This is a genomic window from Streptomyces sp. NPDC002742 (assembly GCF_042888885.1).
GTDB lineage: Bacteria > Actinomycetota > Actinomycetes > Streptomycetales > Streptomycetaceae > Streptomyces.
Genome location: NZ_JBIAQF010000019.1, coordinates 61,530 through 80,130, shown reverse-complemented (window position 1 = coordinate 80,130; position 18,601 = coordinate 61,530). Strand labels below are relative to the sequence as shown.

Genomic DNA, 18,601 nt, shown 5'->3' with positions numbered 1-18,601 from the left:
GCACAGTGCATCCTGGAGACACGGGTGGAACCTGGCGTGGACACAATGCGTTGATAGCTTTGGCCGGCCGTACAGGACCGCCGTACCTCCCTCACCCCTCAGGAGCCCGGAACCGTGATGACGCTTGCCCTCGGTCCCAGCTGGCTGGATCCGAACACGCTCCTGGACAACTTCGGCATCTGGGGCCTGCTGCTGGTCGTCTTCGCCGAGTCCGGCCTGCTCATCGGCTTCTTCCTGCCCGGCGACTCGCTGCTGTTCACCTGCGGTCTGCTGATCGCCACGGGCGCGATGGACTTCCCCTTGTGGGCGGCGATCCCGCTGATCTGCCTCGCCGCCGTCCTCGGCGACCAGGCGGGCTTCCTCTTCGGCAAAAAGGTGGGGCCCTCGCTCTTCACCCGCCCGAACTCCCGCCTGTTCAAGCAGGAGAACGTGGTCAAGGCCAACGAGTTCTTCGAGAAGTACGGGCCCAAGTCCCTGGTCCTGGCCCGCTTCGTGCCCGTCGTGCGCACGTTCACGCCGATCATCGCCGGTGTCAGCGGTATGAGGTACCGCCCCTTCCTCACCTTCAACGTCATCGGCGGCGTGATGTGGGGCGCGGGCGTCACACTGCTCGGCTCCTGGCTCGGCAAGATCGAGTTCGTCAACAAGAACATCGAGCTGATCCTGATCCTGATCGTGCTCGTCTCGGTGGTCCCGATCATGATCGAGTTCCTGCGTGCCCGTTCCCAGGCCAAGAAGAACCCGCCCCAGGAGCCCGTCCCGGCCCAGCCCGCGGCCGCCCACACCCGGCCCGCCGTGCCCGTCATGGACGACGCGACCAGGCCGCTGCGCGTGCCGCCGGTCCACGAGGGCCAGGACTCGTCGTACGGCAACCAGGGCCACGGGCAGTCGTACGGCAACCAGGGGCATGACCAGTCGTACGGGAACCAGCAGGGCCAGGACCAGTCGTACGGCAATCAGGACCAGGGCTACGGCCATCAGGGCAACGGCTATCCGCCCCGGCAGCAGTACCGGCAGCCGCAGCCGCAGCAGCAGTACCAGCACCAGCAGCCCTACGGCTCCGACCAGGGCTACGGCTACGACCAGCAGCAGTACGACCAGGGTTACCAGCAGGGCCCCGACCAGGGCCAGGCCCACCCGCCGCAGCAGTACTCCCAGCAGTACCCCCAGCAGCACCCCCAGGACCACCCGCAGCAGCGGTACGGCTCGGAGCAGTACCCGTACGGCCAGGGCCCCGCGCAGAACTGAGGCGCCCGCCCTCCGGCGGCCCGGCCTTCCGCGGTCCGCCCTCCGGCGGCCCGGTTCTTCCGGGCCGGGCCTCAGAACCCGCGCGTCCGCTTGGCGGCCCGCCGCCCGCCTGCGGAGCCGCCCGGCAGGCGCAGGAACAGCCGGGAGATCTCCGAACCCAGGTTCACCCCGATCGCGATGGCCATCGCGAGGGCCGCGGCCTTGGTGAGCGACACCAAGCCCTTGTCGACCTCGTTCTGGGCGATGGACAGCAGCCCGAAGTAGGTCGCCGAGCCGGGCAGCAGGGGCCCGATCGCGGCCGTCGTGTACGGCAGCGCGGACGCGAACCGGTAGCGCGAGAGCAACTGCCCGAAGAGACCCACCAGGCCCGCGGCGACGGCCGTGGAGGCCACCGGCGAGAGCCCTCCCGCGTAGTGCATCGCCCCGTACACCGACCAGGCCACGCCCCCGTTGAGAGTCACCGCGAGGACGGTGGACCGTTCCTGCTGGAGCAGGATCGCGAAGGTGAGCGACAGCAGCATGGACGCGGCGATCTGGATCAGCGGCCGCTCGGAGATGTGCAGTCCGGCGTCCGGGTTGAGCTGCGTGCCCAGTTTGACGCCGAAATAGAGCACCAGCAGGACGCCGGAGACGATCCCCACGAAGAGGTACATGACTTCGAGCAGCCGCGCGGACGCCGTGATGTAGAAGCCGGTCAGCCCGTCCTGCACCCCCGCGACGAGCGCCCGCCCCGGCAGCAGCGCGAAGAGCCCACCGGTGATCACCGCGGAGGCGTTCACATCGACGTGCGCCAGAGTGAGCGCGACCCCTATCGCGGCCGGCGGCATCGCGGCCACCGTGAACTGGTAGAACTCCGGCAGCCCGCGTCCCGCGCACAGCCAGGCGAGCCGGTCGCCCAGCATCGCGCCGAGCGCCGCGGCGACGAACACGATCGCGTCACCGCCGACGAGCACGGAGGCGGCTCCGGCGAGGAGCCCGCCGGAGGCTGTCAGCACCCAGCCGGGATACGGGTGCCGGTTGCGCCGGATCTCCGCGAGGCGCCCGTAGGCCTCCTCCAGGGAGAACGCGGTCTCCGGGTCGCTCAGGTCGTCGACGAGCCGGTAGACGGCCGCCAGGCGCGTGTAGTCGGTGCCCCGGCGGCGCACGGTCCGTGACGCCGTCACCGGGTCGTCCACCAGGGACGGCTGGTGCGAGATCGACAGCAGGGTGAAGGTGACGTTCGGCTCGCAGCGGTCAAGACCGTAGGAGCGGCAGACCGCGAACATCGCCGTCTCCACGTCCTCGGCGCCCTCACCGCCCGCCAGCAGCAGTTCGCCGATGCGCAGGGTCAGGTCGAGGACGCGCGGGACGGCGGGCCCCGAGTCGTCCTCCTTGTGCACGGGTTCGGGCGCGGGCCGCTCGGTCACCGGCATGCGCAGCATCGTGCGCATACGGTCCTGCCACGGCGCGTCCTTGGTCAGGCTGACCAGGGGGATGCCGGTCGCCGGGGTGAAGGCGGGCGGGGCGTGCTTGGCGCTGTAGGTGCGCGGCGTGCTGAATGCCGAGCCCTCCTGCTCCGGCCCGTGCGGCTGCGGGGCGTCGAGACCCACGGGCAGCGCGAACTCCGATGTCGTCGACGATTCCTCGTCGGCCGCCGCCGGTCCCGGCGCCGCCACACCCGCGGGCGGGCTGAAAGCGCTCCTCGCCTCGTCCGACTGCGGCTTGCGGTCTTCCGCTTCCGGGTCCGCCACCAACTCCAGCCTCGCCTTTCGCGTGAGTGTGGTTCTCCTTCTTGCCTTCCGTATGCCTCAGTATGCGTACGGACGCACGAACGGGCCGAGAGACCCCCATGGGGATCACGCGGCCCGTTCGGAAGAGGGGGAGGTCATCGACCGCCCACGGGGAGGTCAGTGACCGCCCTGGTCCTTGAAGCGCTTGTAGGAACGCTCGACCTCGGCCTCGGCCTCGGTGCGGCCGACCCAGTCGGCGCCCTCGACGGACTTGCCGGGCTCCAGGTCCTTGTAGACCTCGAAGAAGTGCTGGATCTCCAGGCGGTCGAACTCCGACACGTGGTGGATGTCGCGCAGGTGCTCCACACGCGGGTCGTGCGCCGGGACGCACAGCAGCTTGTCGTCGCCGCCGGCCTCGTCCGTCATACGGAACATGCCGATCGTGCGGCACTGGATGAGGCAACCGGGGAAGGTCGGCTCGTCCAGGATGACCAGGGCGTCCAGCGGGTCGCCGTCCTCGCCGAGAGTGTTCTCGACGAAGCCGTAGTCGGCCGGGTAGCTGGTCGAGGTGAAGAGTCGACGGTCCAGACGGATCCGACCGGTCTCGTGGTCCACCTCGTACTTGTTCCGTGAACCCTTCGGAATCTCGATCGTGACGTCGAACTCCACCGGTGGCTCCTCCATGATCAGCACATAGTTCTGGTGGTTAAGTGTCCCTCACGCAGGTGGGTGATCGCGAAAGGGGCTGGTGGTCGTGCCAGAGCTGAGGGCTTGGCGGGCTGCGAGACCGCATGTGGTGCGGGTCGCGCGGACGGTGAAACCGCATGTGGCGCGGGTCACCCGAGCCATGCGGCCGCGTGCCGTGCGGTTGACGACACCGCAGCTCACAGCCGTCGCGGCCACCGTGGGCCTGGCCCTGGCGGCCGGGGCGGCGGCCGTGGCCGGCCCCTGGGACTCCACCGGCCAGCGTACGGCCGAGCGGGACTGGGCCGCATCGCGGGCGCCCGAGGGTGGCGCAGATCACGCACGTACATCCCGTACGCCCCGAACGTCACCCCGGCCCGCCCCCAGCGCCGCCTCCGTGCTGGCCGGACTCGGCGGCTCGGCGAGTGCCGTGCCCGCGCCCGCCGAGAAGGCACTCGCGAACGTCCTCGACCCGCTGCTGGCCAACCCCGTCCTCGGCGCGGTGCGCACCGCCGTCGTGGTCGACGTGGCGACCGGCAGGCGGCTCTACGGCAAGGGCGCCGACCAGGTCCAGACGCCGGCCTCCACGACGAAGATCGCCACCGCGGTCGCCGCCCTCACGGCGTCGGGGCCCGACCACCGCATCCAGACGCGTACGGTCCTGGAGCCCGACACCAAGGAGGTCGTGCTCGTCGGCGGCGGCGACCCGACGCTGACCGCCCGCAAGCCCGCGGACGGCTGGGCGGACCTGAGCACCCTCGCCGCGGAGACGGCCACCGCCCTGAAGGCCCGTCACATGGACCACGTGACGCTCTCCTACGACACCTCGCTGTACTCCGGCCCCGGTCTTCACCCCATCGGAGTCAACGAGAACATCGCGAAGGTCACCGCCCTGATGGCCGACGAGGGCCGCCTGGACGACACGACCAGCGGGCCGGCCGGGCGCGCCCTCGACCCGGCGGCGGCCGCCGCGCGCACGTTCGCGGACCTGCTCCACGACCACGGCATCACCACGACGGCGCCCGGCCCCTCGAAGGCGACGAGCCGCTCCGAGGCCCTCGCCTCCGTCTCCTCGCCGCCGCTGTCCGCCCTGGTCGAGCGGATGCTGACCAACAGTGACAACGACATCGCGGAGGCCCTCGCCCGCCAGGTCGCCCTCGCCACCGGTGAGGAACCCAGCTTCGGCGGCGACGCGAAGGCGATCCGCGCCCAGCTGCAGAAGCTCGGACTCCCGCTGTCCGGGGCGCAGTTCGCGGACGGCAGCGGCCTGAACCGTGCCGACAAGCTCTCCGCGGACCTGCTCACCGCCCTGCTGGCCAAGGCCGGCGACCCGGCCCACCCCGAACTCCGTTCGGTCCTCACCGGCCTGCCCGTCGCCGGGTTCACCGGCACCCTCAGCACCCGTTACGCGCACGCCCCCACCGCCACCGGTGTCGTCCGCGCCAAGACCGGCACCCTGACCGGCGTCAACACCCTCGCCGGCACCGTCGTCGACAAGGACGGCCGCCTGCTGGCCTTCGCCTTCCTGACCTCCGACGCCGCCCACCCCCCGAACCCCCTGGACGCGCGGGCCGCGTTGGACCACACGGCGACGGCACTGGTGGCGTGCGGCTGCCGCTAGACACCCCCTGACCGTCCCCGAACGGAGACCTCCGGCCCCTCCCGTCCCGTGGGCACCAGAAGCACCCATCAGCCCCTCGATCGGGGCGCATCCGGCGCCGTACCCCTCACCGCAGCCGGACCCGCTCACGTACGGTTGACGCATGACGAGCATCGGTGGTGCTGCATCTACTGGGATGGTCGACTGGAATCTCGCGGTGGCGACCGCGACCCGGCTCGTGCGGCCGGGCCCCGAGGTGAGCCGCGACGAGGCCAGGGCCATCGTCGCCGAGCTGCGCCGGCACGCGAAGGCCTCGGAGGAGCACGTCCGGGGCTTTACCCGTATGGGTGACGACGTCCTCCACGACACCCCCGTCCTCGTCGTCGACCGCCCCGGCTGGGTCCGGGCGAACGTCGCCGGGTTCCGGGAGATCCTCAAGCCCCTTCTGGACAAGATGCAGGAACGGCGCGGGAGCACCCCGGGCGGAGCCGTCCTCGGCGCCGTCGGCGGCAAGGTCACCGGCGTCGAGCTGGGCATGCTGCTGTCGTTCCTGTCGTCGAGGGTCCTCGGGCAGTACGAGACGTTCGCGCCCGCGACCAGGGACCTGCCCGCCGGGGCGCCCACCGGCTCGGGCAACGGCGGCGGCAGGCTCCTGCTGGTGGCCCCGAACATCGTGCACGTGGAGCGCGAACTCGACGTCCAGCCCCACGACTTCCGCCTGTGGGTGTGCCTCCACGAGGAGACGCACCGGACCCAGTTCACGGCCGTGCCCTGGCTGCGCGACCACCTGGAGGGTGAAATCCAGTCGTTCTTGGCGGAGACCGAGGTCGACCCCATGACGGTCCTGGAGCGCATCAGGGAGGCCGCCCAGTCGCTCTCCGGTTCCCGCCCCGACAGCGAGGAGGACGACGGCGGACGTTCCCTCGTGGAAATCGTGCAGACGCCCGCACAGCGCGAGATCCTCGGCCGGCTCACCGCGGTGATGTCCCTCCTGGAGGGGCACGCCGACTTCGTGATGGACGGCGTCGGGCCCGCCGTGGTCCCCTCCGTCGCCGAGATCCGCGAGAAATTCCAGCAGCGCCGCGCCAAGGGCGCCTCCCGCCTCGACCTGGCCCTGCGCAAACTGCTCGGCCTGGACGCCAAGCTCAGGCAGTACAGGGACGGCGAGCGGTTCGTACGGGCGGTCGTCGGCGAGGTCGGCATGGACGGCTTCAACCGTGTGTGGACGTCTCCGAACACTCTCCCGACCAAGGCGGAGATCGCCAAACCGGCGGACTGGGTCGCGCGGGTGCACCGCAAGACGGAGTCGTGAACCCTACGGGACGGTCGTGAAACGAATCCGGCCGATGGCAGTCAAACGCTCCTGCTATCACCCGTCCGAGGGACCGTGGAGCATGGGTAGGCGTGCAATGCTCGGGGAACGCCCCGGTTCTGTCACCATCGACACACTCTGAGTGACCGATCCCGGGCTAACCCCCCGAAAACTTCATGAAGGGAACCGGACATGGGTCCCCATCCTGCGGTCGCGGCGATACGCCTGGCGGTCCGCCGCGTACTCCACGACATCCTCACCGAGCAACCGTCCACCCCCGACACCCGGCGTACGCCCGCACGCGGTGCCGCGCGCCCCTGCGCGCCCGACGCGGAGCGCGTCCCCGCCCCCGGAACGCGGCGCAGCATGACCGCGCACCCACTGGCCCCGCACGACCAGCCCCCCGCGAGCTCCCGGCCCCGACCGGGCGAGGACGGGTCCCCGACACCACTCGTGCTCGTCGCCTGCTCCGGCGGCGCCGACTCCATGGCGCTCGCCTCCGCACTCGCCTTCGAAGCCCCCAAACTCGGCATCCGCGCCGGTGGCATCACCGTCGACCACGGTCTGCAGCCCGGCTCCGACCTGCGCGCCGACGACGTCGTGCTGCGCCTCACCGAGCTGGGGCTCGCCCCGGCCGAGTCCATCGCCGTCACCGTCGGCCGCGACGGAGGCCCAGAGGCCGCCGCCCGCGACGCCCGGTACGCCGCCCTGGACTCCGCCGCCGAGCGCCACGGCGCCTGCGCGATCCTTCTCGGCCACACCCGTGACGACCAGGCGGAGACCGTCCTGCTCGGCCTCGCCCGCGGCTCAGGCATCCGCTCGTTGTCCGGAATGGCCGCGGTCTCGGGGGCCGACGGCCGTTACCGCCGTCCCTTCCTGTACCTGGACCGGCAGACTGCCCGCAAGGCGTGCATGGTCCAGTCGCTGCCCGTCTGGGACGACCCGCACAACGCCGATCCGGCCTACACCCGCTCCCGGCTCCGCCACGAGGGCCTGCCCGCCCTGGAGAAGGCGCTCGGCAAAGGGGTCGTCGAGGCACTCGCCCGGACGGCCCAGCTCTCCCGGGACGATGCCGACGCCCTCGACGCGTGGGCCAGCCAGGCGGAGGCGTCCGTACGTGACGCGGCCGGCCTCCTGGAGTGCGCCAAGCTCTACGCCCTGCCGCCCGCCGTGCGCCGCCGGATCCTGCGCCGCGCGGCCATCGAGGCGGGCGCTCCGGCCGGTTCGCTGTTCGCCCGCCACATCGAGGAAATCGACCGGCTGATCACCGGATGGCGCGGTCAGGGGGCCATCAATCTCCCGGGCAAAGTCGTCGCTCAGCGCCAGGGTGGCAGACTGGTGATTCGGCAAGGCTGAAACCGGACCCTGCACCGGGGCCGCTCGCGCGGCTCCCCGGGACCCCTTCACCCGGGTCGCGGGCGGTCCGAGCGGCCGCGCGGGTGAGCCGAAGGGGACCGCCGCCAGTGACACGGGCGCCCCGCAGGTGAACGAGCCCAAAAAAGTGGGACGGACGACCGAAAGTGATGCGGGTGGACGCGAAAGACATGGGCACCGACCTCAAGTCGGTGCTCATCACCAAGGAAGAGATCGACGCGAAGCTGGTCGAGCTGGCCGCGAAGATCGACGCGGAGTACGCGGGCAAGGACCTGCTGATCGTCGGAGTGCTCAAGGGCGCGGTGATGGTCATGGCGGACCTCGCGCGTGCGCTGTCCACCCCCGTCACGATGGACTGGATGGCCGTGTCGTCGTACGGCGCGGGCACCCAGTCCTCCGGCGTGGTGCGGATCCTCAAGGACCTGGACACCGACATCAAGGGCAAGCACGTCCTGATCGTCGAGGACATCATCGACTCCGGGCTGACCCTGTCCTGGCTGATCTCCAACCTCGGCTCCCGCGAGCCCGCCTCGCTCAAGGTGTGCACGCTGCTGCGCAAGCCGGACGCGGCCAAGGTCGCGATCGACGTGGAGTGGGTCGGCTTCGACATCCCGAACGAGTTCGTCATCGGGTACGGCCTGGACTATGCCGAGAAGTACCGCAACCTCCCGTTCGTCGGTACGCTCGCGCCTCATGTCTACGGCGGCTGAACGCACTCCTCCTGAGGGCGGCTCAGTCCTTCCAAGACGTTCGGGAACCCCAGCGGGTTTCGCGCCGTTGGAGCATGCGTGGACGGGATTGCCAGCAGTCCCCTGCGGCTTCGGGTGACAATGCTGGGGTACCGTCCGAAGAACAGTCTTTATCAAACTCACTATGGCAGGAGGGACGGGGCGACATCGCTCCGTATGGATGGACGTGAAGCGATACTTCCGTGGGCCGGTCATGTGGATCGTGCTGGCCGTCCTTGCCGTGGTCGTGTTGATGCAGGTCGTCGGTTCGTCCGGCGGCTACAAGACGGTGGACACCGGCCAGGTCGTCCGGGCGATCAACGACAACAAGGCCCAGTCAGCCAAGATCACCACTGGCGACGAGCAGGTCATCAAGGTCTCGCTGAAGGACGGCGAGAAGGTTGACGGCAGCTCGAAGATCCAGGCGAGCTACATCGGCGACCAGGGCGTTGCCCTCGCCAACACACTGCAGGAGAAGTACCAGGACAAGCAGATCCCGGACGGCTACACCGTTTCGCCGTCCAAGCAGAACCCCTTCGTGGGCATCCTGCTTTCTCTGCTTCCCTTCGTCCTCATCGTCGTCGTCTTCCTGTTCCTGATGAACCAGATGCAGGGCGGCGGCTCCCGGGTCATGAACTTCGGGAAGTCCAAGGCGAAGCTCATCACCAAGGACACCCCGAAGACGACGTTCTCGGACGTCGCGGGTTCGGACGAGGCCGTCGAGGAGCTCCAGGAGATCAAGGAGTTCCTCCAGGAGCCGGCGAAGTTCCAGGCCGTCGGCGCGAAGATCCCCAAGGGTGTCCTGCTGTACGGGCCTCCTGGTACGGGCAAGACGCTTCTCGCACGCGCCGTCGCGGGCGAAGCGGGCGTTCCCTTCTACTCGATCTCGGGTTCCGACTTCGTCGAGATGTTCGTCGGTGTCGGTGCCTCCCGAGTCCGTGACCTGTTCGAGCAGGCCAAGGCGAACGCTCCGGCGATCGTCTTCGTCGACGAGATCGACGCGGTCGGCCGCCACCGCGGCGCCGGCCTCGGCGGTGGTCACGACGAGCGCGAGCAGACCCTCAACCAGCTGCTCGTCGAGATGGACGGCTTCGACGTGAAGGGCGGCGTCATCCTGATCGCCGCCACGAACCGGCCCGACATCCTCGACCCGGCCCTCCTGCGCCCCGGCCGCTTCGACCGCCAGATCGCGGTCGACCGCCCGGACATGCAGGGCCGTCTGGAGATCCTCAAGGTTCACCAGAAGGGCAAGCCGGTCGCTCCGGACGTCGACCTGTCCGCGGTGTCGCGTCGGACCCCCGGCTTCACGGGCGCCGACCTGGCGAACGTGCTGAACGAGGCGGCGCTGCTCACCGCGCGCAGCAACCAGAAGCTGATCGACAACTCCATGCTGGACGAGGCGATCGACCGCGTGGTCGCGGGCCCGCAGAAGCGGACCCGGATCATGTCGGACAAGGAGAAGAAGATCACCGCGTACCACGAGGGCGGCCACGCCCTGGTCGCGGCGGCTTCTCCGAACTCCGACCCGGTCCACAAGATCACGATCCTGTCGCGCGGCCGTGCCCTCGGCTACACGATGGTCCTGCCGGACGAGGACAAGTACTCCACCACGCGCAACGAGATGCTGGACCAGCTCGCGTACATGCTGGGCGGCCGCGCGGCCGAGGAGCTCGTCTTCCACGACCCGACCACCGGTGCCGCGAACGACATCGAGAAGGCCACGGCCACCGCTCGCGCGATGGTCACGCAGTACGGCATGACCGAGCGTCTCGGCGCGATCAAGTTCGGCGGCGACAACACCGAGCCCTTCCTGGGCCGGGAGATGTCGCACCCGCGCGACTACTCGGAAGAGGTCGCCGCGCTCGTCGACGAAGAGGTCAAGAAGCTCATCGAGAACGCGCATAACGAGGCCTGGGAAATCCTGGTCGAGAACCGCGACGTACTCGACGCGCTGGTGCTCCAGCTGCTGGAGAAGGAGACGCTGAGCAAGGAGCAGATCGCCGAGGTCTTCGCTCCCATCGTCAAGCGCCCGGCCCGCCCCGCGTGGACCGGCTCCTCCCGTCGCACGCCGTCCACCCGCCCGCCGGTGCTCTCCCCCAAGGAGCTGTCACTGACGAACGGGGCGAACGGCTCGGCGGCGGCCATCGCCACCGCGACGGAGTCCGTCCCGGCGACGGAGGCGGCCCCGGAGGACCGCACCGAGAGCTGACATCGGTCGGCTCCCGGCGGCCTCACCAGGCCCGGAATGGATGCCGCGCCCCCCAGGTTCTAGCCTGGGGGGCGCGGTATTTTCGTGTGCCCGCACCTTTTGGACGCGTCGAGGCACGCACAAGGATCCACAGGAACGAGGACCACATGACCGACCCCGTGACGCTGGACGGCGAGGGCGTGATCGGCGAGTTCGACGAGAAGCGTGCCGAGAACGCCGTACGAGAGCTCCTGATCGCGGTCGGCGAGGACCCGGACCGCGAGGGCCTGAGGGAGACGCCGGGGCGGGTGGCGCGGGCGTACAGGGAGATATTCGCGGGCCTGTGGCAGCAGCCGGAGGACGTGCTGACGACGACGTTCGACCTGGGCCACGACGAGATGGTCCTGGTGAAGGACATCGAGGTGTTCAGCACGTGTGAACATCACCTGGTCCCCTTCAGGGGGGTCGCGCACGTCGGCTACATCCCGGCCACCAGCGGCAAGATCACCGGCCTGTCCAAGCTGGCCCGCCTCGTCGACGTCTACGCCCGGCGCCCCCAGGTGCAGGAGCGGCTGACGACGCAGATCGCCGACTCCCTGATGGAGATCCTGGAACCGCGCGGGGTCATCGTGGTCGTCGAGTGCGAGCACATGTGCATGTCCATGCGCGGCATCCGCAAGCCGGGCGCCAAGACCATCACGTCGGCGGTGCGCGGACAGCTGCGCGACGCCGCGACGCGCAACGAGGCGATGAGCCTCATCATGGCCCGCTAGGAACGGACCAGCTAGGAGCGGGCCCGGAACGGGCCCGGAACGGACGCCGATGTGGGCGGTCGGTCTCAGACCTGTGGGGGCGGCCGCGGGCTATGCCACCGGAGCGGCCCCGCCGTGGTGTTCGTCGTCGTCCTCCGGGAGCTTGCAGACGCGCTCCAGGAAGAAGGCGGCCGCTATCACGCCGATTCCGGCGATGACGGAGAGGCCGGCGTAGATGGCCTGGTCGCGGCGGGCGGGGACCTCCAGTGATTCCAGGAGGAAGACGCCGGTGCCGCCGTACATGCCCGCCACCAGCGCGGCCACCAGGGCGCTCGCCTGGCCGAAGACGACCGCGCGGGCGGCCATCAGCGGATCGACGCCCTTGGCGCCGGGACGGCGCTCGCGCTGCGCCTTGAGGCGGGCGCGCAGCGACAGGGCCGTCGCGAGGAGGACGATCGCGATCAGGGCGAGGACGATGGGGGCGGCCAACGGGACCCGGGGCAGCGTGCCCACCGCGTTCCACAGGCGGGCGCCCGCCCATGACAGCACTCCGGCCACCACGAACACGGCGGCCAGTGTCCTGATACGCAGCTCTTTCACGATGCCCCTTCGGTAGCCCGCCTGCGGCCGGCCCCGTGTCGGGCCGGCCTGTGGTCGTCTTGACCTTAACGACTACTCGGGCAGCCGGAGTTCCAGGTCGGTGCGGGCCGCGACGCCGTCCCGGGTGAGCGCGGCGAGGAGCTGGTCCACGGGGCCGTGGCCGGGGAGCTGGGCCTCGGGATCCACGTCGTGCCAGGGGGCGAGGACGAAGGCCCGCTCGTGGGCCCGCGGGTGAGGGAGGGTCAGCACCGGGTCGTCGGAGACGACATCGGCGTACGCCACGATGTCCACGTCGATCGTGCGCGGGCCCCAGCGCTCGTCCCGGACCCGGTGGAAGGCCTCCTCGACCGCGTGGGCCCGCTCCAGGAGCGAGGACGGGGGGAGGGTGGTCCTGAGCACCACCACCGCGTTGAAGTACGAGGGCTGGCTGCCCGGTTCCACGCCCCAAGGCTCCGTCTCGTAGACGGGGGAGACGGCTTTGACCCGGACGCCCGGGGTGTCCTCCAGGGCGTCGATGGCGCCCTGGAGGGTCTCCAGACGGTTGCCCAGGTTCGAGCCGAGGGAGATCACCGCGCGCCGGGGGTTCTGCAGGGTCGTGTCGGCGGCGTCCACCCGCTCGACCACGGAGGCGGGCACCGGCTGGACGGTCGGGTCGCTGTGACCCTCGGTGAAGGACGCGGTCATGCTCGGCTCCGGATGATCGTGACGGTCACGTCGTCGAAGGGGACCGTGATGGGTGCGTCCGGTTTGTGGACGCAGACCTCGACCTCCTGGACCGCGTCGTGCTTGAGACACGTCTGGGCGATGCGCTCGGCGAGCGTCTCGATGAGGTCGACCGGCTCGCCCTCGACCACGGCGACGACCTCTTCCGCCACGATGCCGTAGTGCACGGTCTTCGCCAGGTCGTCGTCGGCCGCGGCCGGCCGGGTGTCCAGGCCCAGCGTCAGGTCCACGATGAAGGTCTGGCCCTCCTCGCGCTCCTTCTGGAAGACGCCGTGGTGCCCGCGGGCCTTGAGGCCGCGCAGCGCGACACGATCCACGCGAATCACTCCTGCAATTGTCGGTGACGGCCGTCATGCGCCGAGTGCGGTCGGCGCACCGGCCTCGAACGAATCTACCTGCGGGCACTGACAACGCTCGCCCACGGGGACGGGCGCCCCGGTGAAGGCCACGAGGCTTCACCGGGCGTTTCCCCTGGGGAACGCCGCGGCTCACGGGTTGGTAGCCGCCCCTACCCCGGGTCGGCGATTCCAATCGCCTGTTGGTCCCTGCGGGCCGCACACCACTCAACCGGCGGTGTCCTCGTCCTCTTCCTCCCCGGACTCGGCCAGCACCGGCGAGGCGTGATGGGACCAGAGTTTCCAGCCGACGGCGGTACGGCGGAACACGTTCGTGGCGACGACCAGCTGGCCGACGAGCGGGCCGAGCTCGTCGCTGTCGTCGGGGGCGGGGCCGCCGCTGAGGATGTTCTCGGTGCAGGTGACCAGGGCCGTGTCACCGGAGACGGAGACGCGCACGTCGGTGAGGAAGAACTGGATGTACTCCGTGTTCGCCATGATCAGCGCGTACGAGCGGAGCACCTCGCCGCGGCCGTTGAGGACGGGCCAGCCGGGGTGGACGCAGGAGACGACCGCGCCCTCGCCCTCGAAGTCGTCGTCGGACGTGTCCAGCGGGGCCAGCCACAGCGAGGACAGTTCCTCGAAGTCACCCCGCTCCATGGCCTCGTAGAACGCCGTGTTGGCGAGTTCGACCTGTTCGACGTCGGTACGCGGTGTGCTCACCGGGCTCCCTCTGCGGCCGGACCGCCGACGGCACCCGGTGCTCCGCCGGTCCGGGCATCCCCGCCGGTCCGGGCGCCCTCGACGGCGCGGGCGACCCGTACCGCGTCGGCGGTGGCCCGCACCTCGTGCACGCGGACCGCCCAGGCGCCCTGCTGGGCGGCGATCGCCGAGACGGCGGCGGTGGCGGCGTCGCGCTCGCGCGCGGGAGGCGGGGCGCCCTCGGGGCCGGCCAGGACGCGGCCGAGGAAACGCTTGCGGGAGGCGGCGACCAGCAGGGGGTGGCCGAGGGCACGGAGGCGGTCGAGGTGGGCCAGGAGGGCCAGGTCGTGCTCGGGGTCCTTGGAGAAGCCGAGCCCGGGGTCGACGACCACCCGGTCGGGGGCGATGCCGCCCGCCAGAACGGCCTCCACGCGCGCGTGCAGTTCTTCGAAGACCTCGCGGACCACGTCCTCGTACGTGCCCTGGACGTTCCCGCCCGCCAGGAAGCCGCGCCAGTGCATGACAACGAAGGGGGCGCCCGCGGCCGCGACGGCCGGGATCATCGCCGGGTCGGCGAGGCCACCGCTGACGTCGTTGACAAGGGCGGCGCCCGCGGCGAGGGACTGCTCGGCGACGGAGGCGCGCATGGTGTCCACGGAGACGGTGACGCCTTCGGAGGCGAGGCCGCGGACGACGGGGATGACGCGCTTGAGCTCCTCCGTCTCGTCGACGCGGGTGGCCCCGGGACGGGTGGACTCACCGCCCACGTCCACGAGGTCGGCGCCCTCGGCGACCAGGCCGAGGCCGTGTTTGACCGCGGCCGTCGTGTCGAACCAGCGGCCGCCGTCGGAGAAGGAATCGGGGGTGACGTTCACGACCCCCATGACCGCGCAGCGGTCCCACGTCGGCAGTCCCGCGACTCGGCCGCGCCCGCGCTCAATACTCATACGTCCAGCCTAGGCCTCCTGCGGGAGGCATCATGGCCCGCTGCCGGTCTCCGTGGCTCCCGGTGCGCGGGCGCGGATCCCTCCCGCCGGCGCCTCACGCCGGTGCCTTCGGCCGCTCGCGGCCCGTTTCCCGTCCGTAGTCGGCAGCCCGCAGTCCGTAGTCCACGAGCAGCCGGCAGCCCGCCTCCATCGCTCGGCCTGCCGGCCCGCCTCCATCGCTCGGCCCGCCGGCTACACGGCCCTCACGCTCCGCTCCGCCACACCGTGCGCGCAGGGACGCGGGACCTGCGTGCGGCGGCGCAGTATCCGGGGCAGGGCGAGGTTCACGAAGCCCTCGGCCTGCATGGCGGCGAGGCCGATGCGGGGGAGGTCGCGGGAGGCGGCGTAGACGACGAAGCGCGGCTCCCAGCGCGGGTTGAACTTGGCGTTGAACTTGTAGAGCGACTCGATCTGGAACCAGCGGGACAGGAAGACCAGCAGTCCGCGCCAGGCGCGCAGCACGGGCCCGGCGCCGATCTTCTCGCCGCGGGCGAGCGCCGCGCGGAACATCGCGAAGTTGAGCGAGATCCGTTCGATGCCGAGGCGGGGCGACGCCTGGAGCGCCGCCACGATGAGGAGTTCGTTCATACCCGGGTCGGCCGCGCGGTCGCGCCGCATGAGATCGAGCGACACGCCGTCCGTGCCCCAAGGGACGAAGTGCAGGACGGCCTTCAGGTCGCCGTACGGGCCGGGCCGGTCGTCGGCCTTGTGGGCCGTGGCGATCAGACAGTCGCTGTCGGACGGGTCGCCGATACGGCCGAGCGCCATGGAGAAACCGCGCTCGGTGTCGGTGCCGCGCCAGTCCTCCGCGGCTCGCCGTATCCGGTCCAGTTCTCCTTCGCCGAGGTCACGGACACGCCGTACCCGGGTCTCGTAGCCAGCGCGCTCGATGCGCTTGACCATCTGGCGCACGTTCCGCATGGCGCGCCCGGAGAGGGAGAAATCCGCGACATCCACCACCGCCTCGTCCCCCAGTTCGAGGGCGTCGAGGCCGGTTTCGCGGGTCCACACCTCGCCGCCCGTCTCGGAGCAGCCCATGACGGCGGGCGTCCAGGAGTGCGCCCTGGCCTCGTCCATGAAGCGCTCGATCGCGCCGGGCCAGGCCTCCACGTCGCCGATGGGGTCACCGCTGGCGAGCATCACCCCGGAGACGACCCGGTAGGTGACCGCCGCCTTGCCGCTGGGAGAGAAGACGACCGCTTTGTCGCGGCGGAGCGCGAAGTGGCCGAGGGAGTCGCGGCCGCCGTGTTTGTCCAGGAGGACGCGCAGCCGGGCCTCGTCGTCCTCCGTGAGGCGGGCGGCGGGGTGTTCGGGCCGGAAAGCGAGATAGATGGTGGTGACGGCGGTGAGCCAGCCGAGCGCGCCGAGGGAGAAGGCGACGGTCCAGGAGGTGGGACCGGCGTAGTCCACCGGGCCTTCGAAGCCGACCAGGCCGTACAGGACGTGGCTGATGCGGTCGGCCAGGCTCGGGTCGCCGATCATGCGGTCGTCGTGGACGCTGACGATGACGAGTCCGAGGACGAGGGAACCGGCGCCCATGAGAACGAAGTTGGCCAGCGCGCGCCAGCGGCTGCGCGGATCGGGCAGCGCCTCGAACTCGTCGCGGTTGCGCAGCAGCGGTGCGAGCAGAGCGGCCGAGATGACCACGCCGATCACCGAGTGGCGGTACGCGAACTGCGCGACGGCACCCGCCGGGAGCAGTGCGACCGCGGCGCGCCAAGCCCGGCGTTTGCGGCGGCGCAGCCCATGGGCGAGCAGCAGCAGGAGCACCCCGGCGCTCAGCGACAGCGCCGCGGCGAAGGGGCCGAAGGCGCCGGGCAGCACCTCGGCCAGGGCGTGCATACGGCTGTGACGGAAGCGCGGGAAGACGCCCGCGGCGATGTCCAGGAGACCTACGAGCGTGCAGGCCCTGGCGACCAGGGCGGGGACGACCTCCGGGCTCGGACCGCGGAGTATGCGCCGCGTTCGGCCTGTTCGGTCTGGAACCCCACCCGACAATTCCCCATCTACCCTGACAGACATCGCATCCCGTAGTTCTGCGAGAGACCTTGATTCCGGTGCCATTCCGGCATCCGGCGACATTGCGCCCTCTAGGACGGTGTCTTGGGGAGACAGGTTCACTCCCTTCCGGAAAGCCGGTTCAAAAGGCAAGGAAAGTCCAGGGCAAGGCCTCGCCAAATGGGCGGGACGGACCCGGACGGAAAGCGCAGGCGGAACTTCCCATGGGTCTCACAAGCAACAAGGTGCTGGCATTGGTGGTCCTGCTCGCCGTGCTGCTGTTCATCGGCACGGTGTGGTGGTGGCCGCGGCTCGCCCGGCACACCTGGTGGTCCGTCAGCGGACGTGTGGGGCTGCTCCTCGCCACCCAGGTGATGTTGTTCGCCTCGATCGGACTGTCCGTCAACCAGGCGTTCGGGTTCTATGCCAGCTGGGCGGACCTCCTGGGCCGGGAGAAGGGTGAGGGTGTGGTCGTCGACCACAACGGAGCGGGCGGTCCGGGCGGCGACCCGCTCCAAGTGGTGGACACCGAGCAGGTGTCCGTCTCGGGCGGGACCCGGCCGCAGACCGGCGGCCAGATCCAGAAGATCGACATCGTCGGCCGTACGACCCGTATCGCCACAACGGCGTACGTCTACCTGCCGCCGGAGTACTTCCAGCCGCAGTACCGCACCCATAGGTTCCCGGCCGTCACCGTGCTGACCGGCTATCCGGGCACCGCCAAGGCGCTCATCACGGCCCTGCACGTCCCGCAGTCGGCGAATCGTCTGGTCAAGAGCGGCAAGGGCCAGCCGATGATCCTGGTCATGCTGCGGTCGACCGTCGCTCCCCCGAGGGACACCGAGTGCGTGGACGTCCCCGGTGGTCCGCAGACCGAGTCCTTCTTCGCCAAGGACCTCCCCGACGCCGTGTCGGCCCACTACAGGGTGGGCGGGAAGCCCGGGAGCTGGGGCGTCATCGGCGATTCGACGGGCGGATACTGCGCGCTGAAGCTCGCCGTCCACCACCCCGGGGTGTACGCGGCCGGCGCCGGTCTTTCGCCGTACTACAAGGCGCCGATCGACCGTACGACGGGCGACCTCTTCCACGGAGACAAGGCATTGCGCAATGCCGCCGACCTGCGCTGGTACCTGAAGAACAAGCCCGCGCCCGACACCTCGCTCCTCGTCACGAGCAGCAAGGTGGGAGAAGCCAACTACCGGTCGACACTGGGTTTCATAGACCTGGTGAAGTCCAGGGAACCCACGAGGATCTCGTCGATCATCCTCGACAGCGGGGGCCACAACTTCAATACGTGGCGGCGGGAGATCCCGGGGACGCTGCAGTGGATCAGCGGACGGCTGAGCGACGGCTGACGGGTCCCGCGCCGAACCGCGCGGCGCCGGGGTCGCGCGGCGCCGCACGGCACCGGGTTCGCGCCGCGCCGTGCCGGGTCGTGTCGCGCCGAACCGCGCCGCGCCGGGATCGTGTCCCGCCGTCCGATGCCGTCCGATGCCGTCTGAAGCCGTCTGAAGCCGCCCGAAGCCGTGCGGTGCCGTGCGGTGCCGGGGTGGTCGTCCCGTGTCGGGCAGTGCCGTGCCGAGCGGACGAATTAGGGTGCTCGGTACGGAGAAAGGCCGCCTCTCGGGGAAAGGCCGCGCCTCAATGATTCCGATTCGGTGA

The 18,601-nt window shown here is 70.5% G+C and carries 16 protein-coding genes; 8 read left to right on the top strand and 8 right to left on the bottom strand.

Features of this window, described 5'->3' with window-relative positions:
* Nucleotides 1-114: 114 nt before the first annotated feature.
* Nucleotides 115-1,248: a DedA family protein gene (locus tag ACFYW8_RS30130; RefSeq protein WP_389083632.1), complete on the top strand. Its 1,134-nt coding sequence runs from the start codon at nt 115-117 to the stop codon at nt 1,246-1,248.
* 71 nt (nt 1,249-1,319) lie between these two features.
* On the opposite strand, the gene ACFYW8_RS30125 is transcribed toward ACFYW8_RS30130, so the two are convergent.
* Both ACFYW8_RS30125 and ACFYW8_RS30120 read right to left on the bottom strand, forming a co-directional pair.
* Complete coding sequence (locus ACFYW8_RS30125; protein WP_389083627.1) at nt 1,320-2,978, bottom strand: threonine/serine exporter ThrE family protein; 1,659 nt, start codon at nt 2,976-2,978, stop codon at nt 1,320-1,322.
* A 156-nt stretch (nt 2,979-3,134) separates the two neighbouring features.
* Complete coding sequence (locus ACFYW8_RS30120) at nt 3,135-3,626, bottom strand: inorganic diphosphatase (protein WP_261704692.1); 492 nt, start codon at nt 3,624-3,626, stop codon at nt 3,135-3,137.
* 79 nt (nt 3,627-3,705) lie between these two features.
* On the opposite strand from ACFYW8_RS30120, the gene dacB reads away from it, so the two are divergent.
* The 6 genes from dacB to folE all read left to right on the top strand — a co-directional run bounded on the left by dacB (nt 3,706) and on the right by folE (nt 11,616).
* Nucleotides 3,706-5,262, top strand: a complete 1,557-nt coding sequence (dacB, locus tag ACFYW8_RS30115) for a D-alanyl-D-alanine carboxypeptidase/D-alanyl-D-alanine-endopeptidase (protein ID WP_389083622.1) — start codon at nt 3,706-3,708, stop codon at nt 5,260-5,262.
* A gap of 142 nt (nt 5,263-5,404) precedes the next feature.
* Nucleotides 5,405-6,553, top strand: a complete 1,149-nt coding sequence (locus ACFYW8_RS30110; protein WP_365878467.1) for a zinc-dependent metalloprotease — start codon at nt 5,405-5,407, stop codon at nt 6,551-6,553.
* A gap of 192 nt (nt 6,554-6,745) precedes the next feature.
* Nucleotides 6,746-7,909, top strand: a complete 1,164-nt coding sequence (gene tilS / locus ACFYW8_RS30105) for a tRNA lysidine(34) synthetase TilS (protein WP_365878469.1) — start codon at nt 6,746-6,748, stop codon at nt 7,907-7,909.
* Between the two features lie 167 nt (nt 7,910-8,076).
* Nucleotides 8,077-8,637 carry a hypoxanthine phosphoribosyltransferase gene (gene hpt, locus ACFYW8_RS30100; RefSeq protein WP_261704688.1) on the top strand — a complete coding sequence of 187 codons (561 nt, stop codon included), beginning with the start codon at nt 8,077-8,079 and terminating at the stop codon, nt 8,635-8,637.
* Between the two features lie 199 nt (nt 8,638-8,836).
* Nucleotides 8,837-10,864: an ATP-dependent zinc metalloprotease FtsH gene (gene ftsH, locus ACFYW8_RS30095; RefSeq protein ID WP_365878472.1), complete on the top strand. Its 2,028-nt coding sequence runs from the start codon at nt 8,837-8,839 to the stop codon at nt 10,862-10,864.
* Between the two features lie 146 nt (nt 10,865-11,010).
* Nucleotides 11,011-11,616 (top strand): GTP cyclohydrolase I FolE, encoded by a 606-nt coding sequence (gene folE / locus ACFYW8_RS30090; RefSeq protein WP_326721525.1) that lies wholly within the window; start codon nt 11,011-11,013, stop codon nt 11,614-11,616.
* A 90-nt stretch (nt 11,617-11,706) separates the two neighbouring features.
* On the opposite strand, the gene ACFYW8_RS30085 is transcribed toward folE, so the two are convergent.
* From ACFYW8_RS30085 to ACFYW8_RS30060, 6 genes are all read right to left on the bottom strand, one after another.
* Nucleotides 11,707-12,195: a DUF3180 domain-containing protein gene (locus ACFYW8_RS30085; RefSeq protein ID WP_261704685.1), complete on the bottom strand. Its 489-nt coding sequence runs from the start codon at nt 12,193-12,195 to the stop codon at nt 11,707-11,709.
* 72 nt (nt 12,196-12,267) lie between these two features.
* On the bottom strand, nt 12,268-12,879 hold the full coding sequence (gene folK / locus ACFYW8_RS30080; protein WP_365878475.1) for a 2-amino-4-hydroxy-6-hydroxymethyldihydropteridine diphosphokinase: 612 nt from the start codon (nt 12,877-12,879) through the stop codon (nt 12,268-12,270).
* Entirely contained in the window at nt 12,876-13,235 is a 360-nt protein-coding gene (folB, locus tag ACFYW8_RS30075; RefSeq protein WP_389083606.1) for a dihydroneopterin aldolase, read from the bottom strand. Before folB ends, folK begins: the two co-directional genes overlap by 4 nt.
* A gap of 246 nt (nt 13,236-13,481) precedes the next feature.
* Nucleotides 13,482-13,976 carry a nuclear transport factor 2 family protein gene (locus tag ACFYW8_RS30070; protein ID WP_365878479.1) on the bottom strand — a complete coding sequence of 165 codons (495 nt, stop codon included), beginning with the start codon at nt 13,974-13,976 and terminating at the stop codon, nt 13,482-13,484.
* A complete protein-coding gene (gene folP, locus ACFYW8_RS30065) occupies nt 13,973-14,902 on the bottom strand; it encodes a dihydropteroate synthase (protein WP_389083599.1) in 930 nt (309 codons plus the stop codon). The genes ACFYW8_RS30070 and folP overlap by 4 nt, the downstream gene beginning before the upstream one ends.
* A gap of 231 nt (nt 14,903-15,133) precedes the next feature.
* Nucleotides 15,134-16,963, bottom strand: a complete 1,830-nt coding sequence (locus ACFYW8_RS30060; RefSeq protein ID WP_389083595.1) for a phosphatidylglycerol lysyltransferase domain-containing protein — start codon at nt 16,961-16,963, stop codon at nt 15,134-15,136.
* 200 nt (nt 16,964-17,163) lie between these two features.
* On the opposite strand from ACFYW8_RS30060, the gene ACFYW8_RS30055 reads away from it, so the two are divergent.
* A complete protein-coding gene (locus tag ACFYW8_RS30055) occupies nt 17,164-18,294 on the top strand; it encodes an alpha/beta hydrolase-fold protein (RefSeq protein WP_365878483.1) in 1,131 nt (376 codons plus the stop codon).
* The last annotated feature ends 307 nt before the right edge of the window (nt 18,295-18,601 follow it).

What these genes read in the sequence shown, in the direction of transcription:
- ACFYW8_RS30110 (WP_365878467.1), top strand. Translation starts at nt 5,405, where the DNA reads ATGACGAGCATCGGTGGTGCTGCATCTACTGGGATGGTCGACTGGAAT.
- tilS (WP_365878469.1), top strand. Translation starts at nt 6,746, where the DNA reads ATGGGTCCCCATCCTGCGGTCGCGGCGATACGCCTGGCGGTCCGCCGC.
- hpt (WP_261704688.1), top strand. Translation starts at nt 8,077, where the DNA reads ATGCGGGTGGACGCGAAAGACATGGGCACCGACCTCAAGTCGGTGCTC.
- ftsH (WP_365878472.1), top strand. Translation starts at nt 8,837, where the DNA reads ATGGACGTGAAGCGATACTTCCGTGGGCCGGTCATGTGGATCGTGCTG.
- folE (WP_326721525.1), top strand. Translation starts at nt 11,011, where the DNA reads ATGACCGACCCCGTGACGCTGGACGGCGAGGGCGTGATCGGCGAGTTC.
- folK (WP_365878475.1), bottom strand. Translation starts at nt 12,879, where the DNA reads ATGACCGCGTCCTTCACCGAGGGTCACAGCGACCCGACCGTCCAGCCG.
- folP (WP_389083599.1), bottom strand. Translation starts at nt 14,902, where the DNA reads ATGAGTATTGAGCGCGGGCGCGGCCGAGTCGCGGGACTGCCGACGTGG.
- ACFYW8_RS30060 (WP_389083595.1), bottom strand. Translation starts at nt 16,963, where the DNA reads ATGTCTGTCAGGGTAGATGGGGAATTGTCGGGTGGGGTTCCAGACCGA.
- ACFYW8_RS30055 (WP_365878483.1), top strand. Translation starts at nt 17,164, where the DNA reads ATGGGTCTCACAAGCAACAAGGTGCTGGCATTGGTGGTCCTGCTCGCC.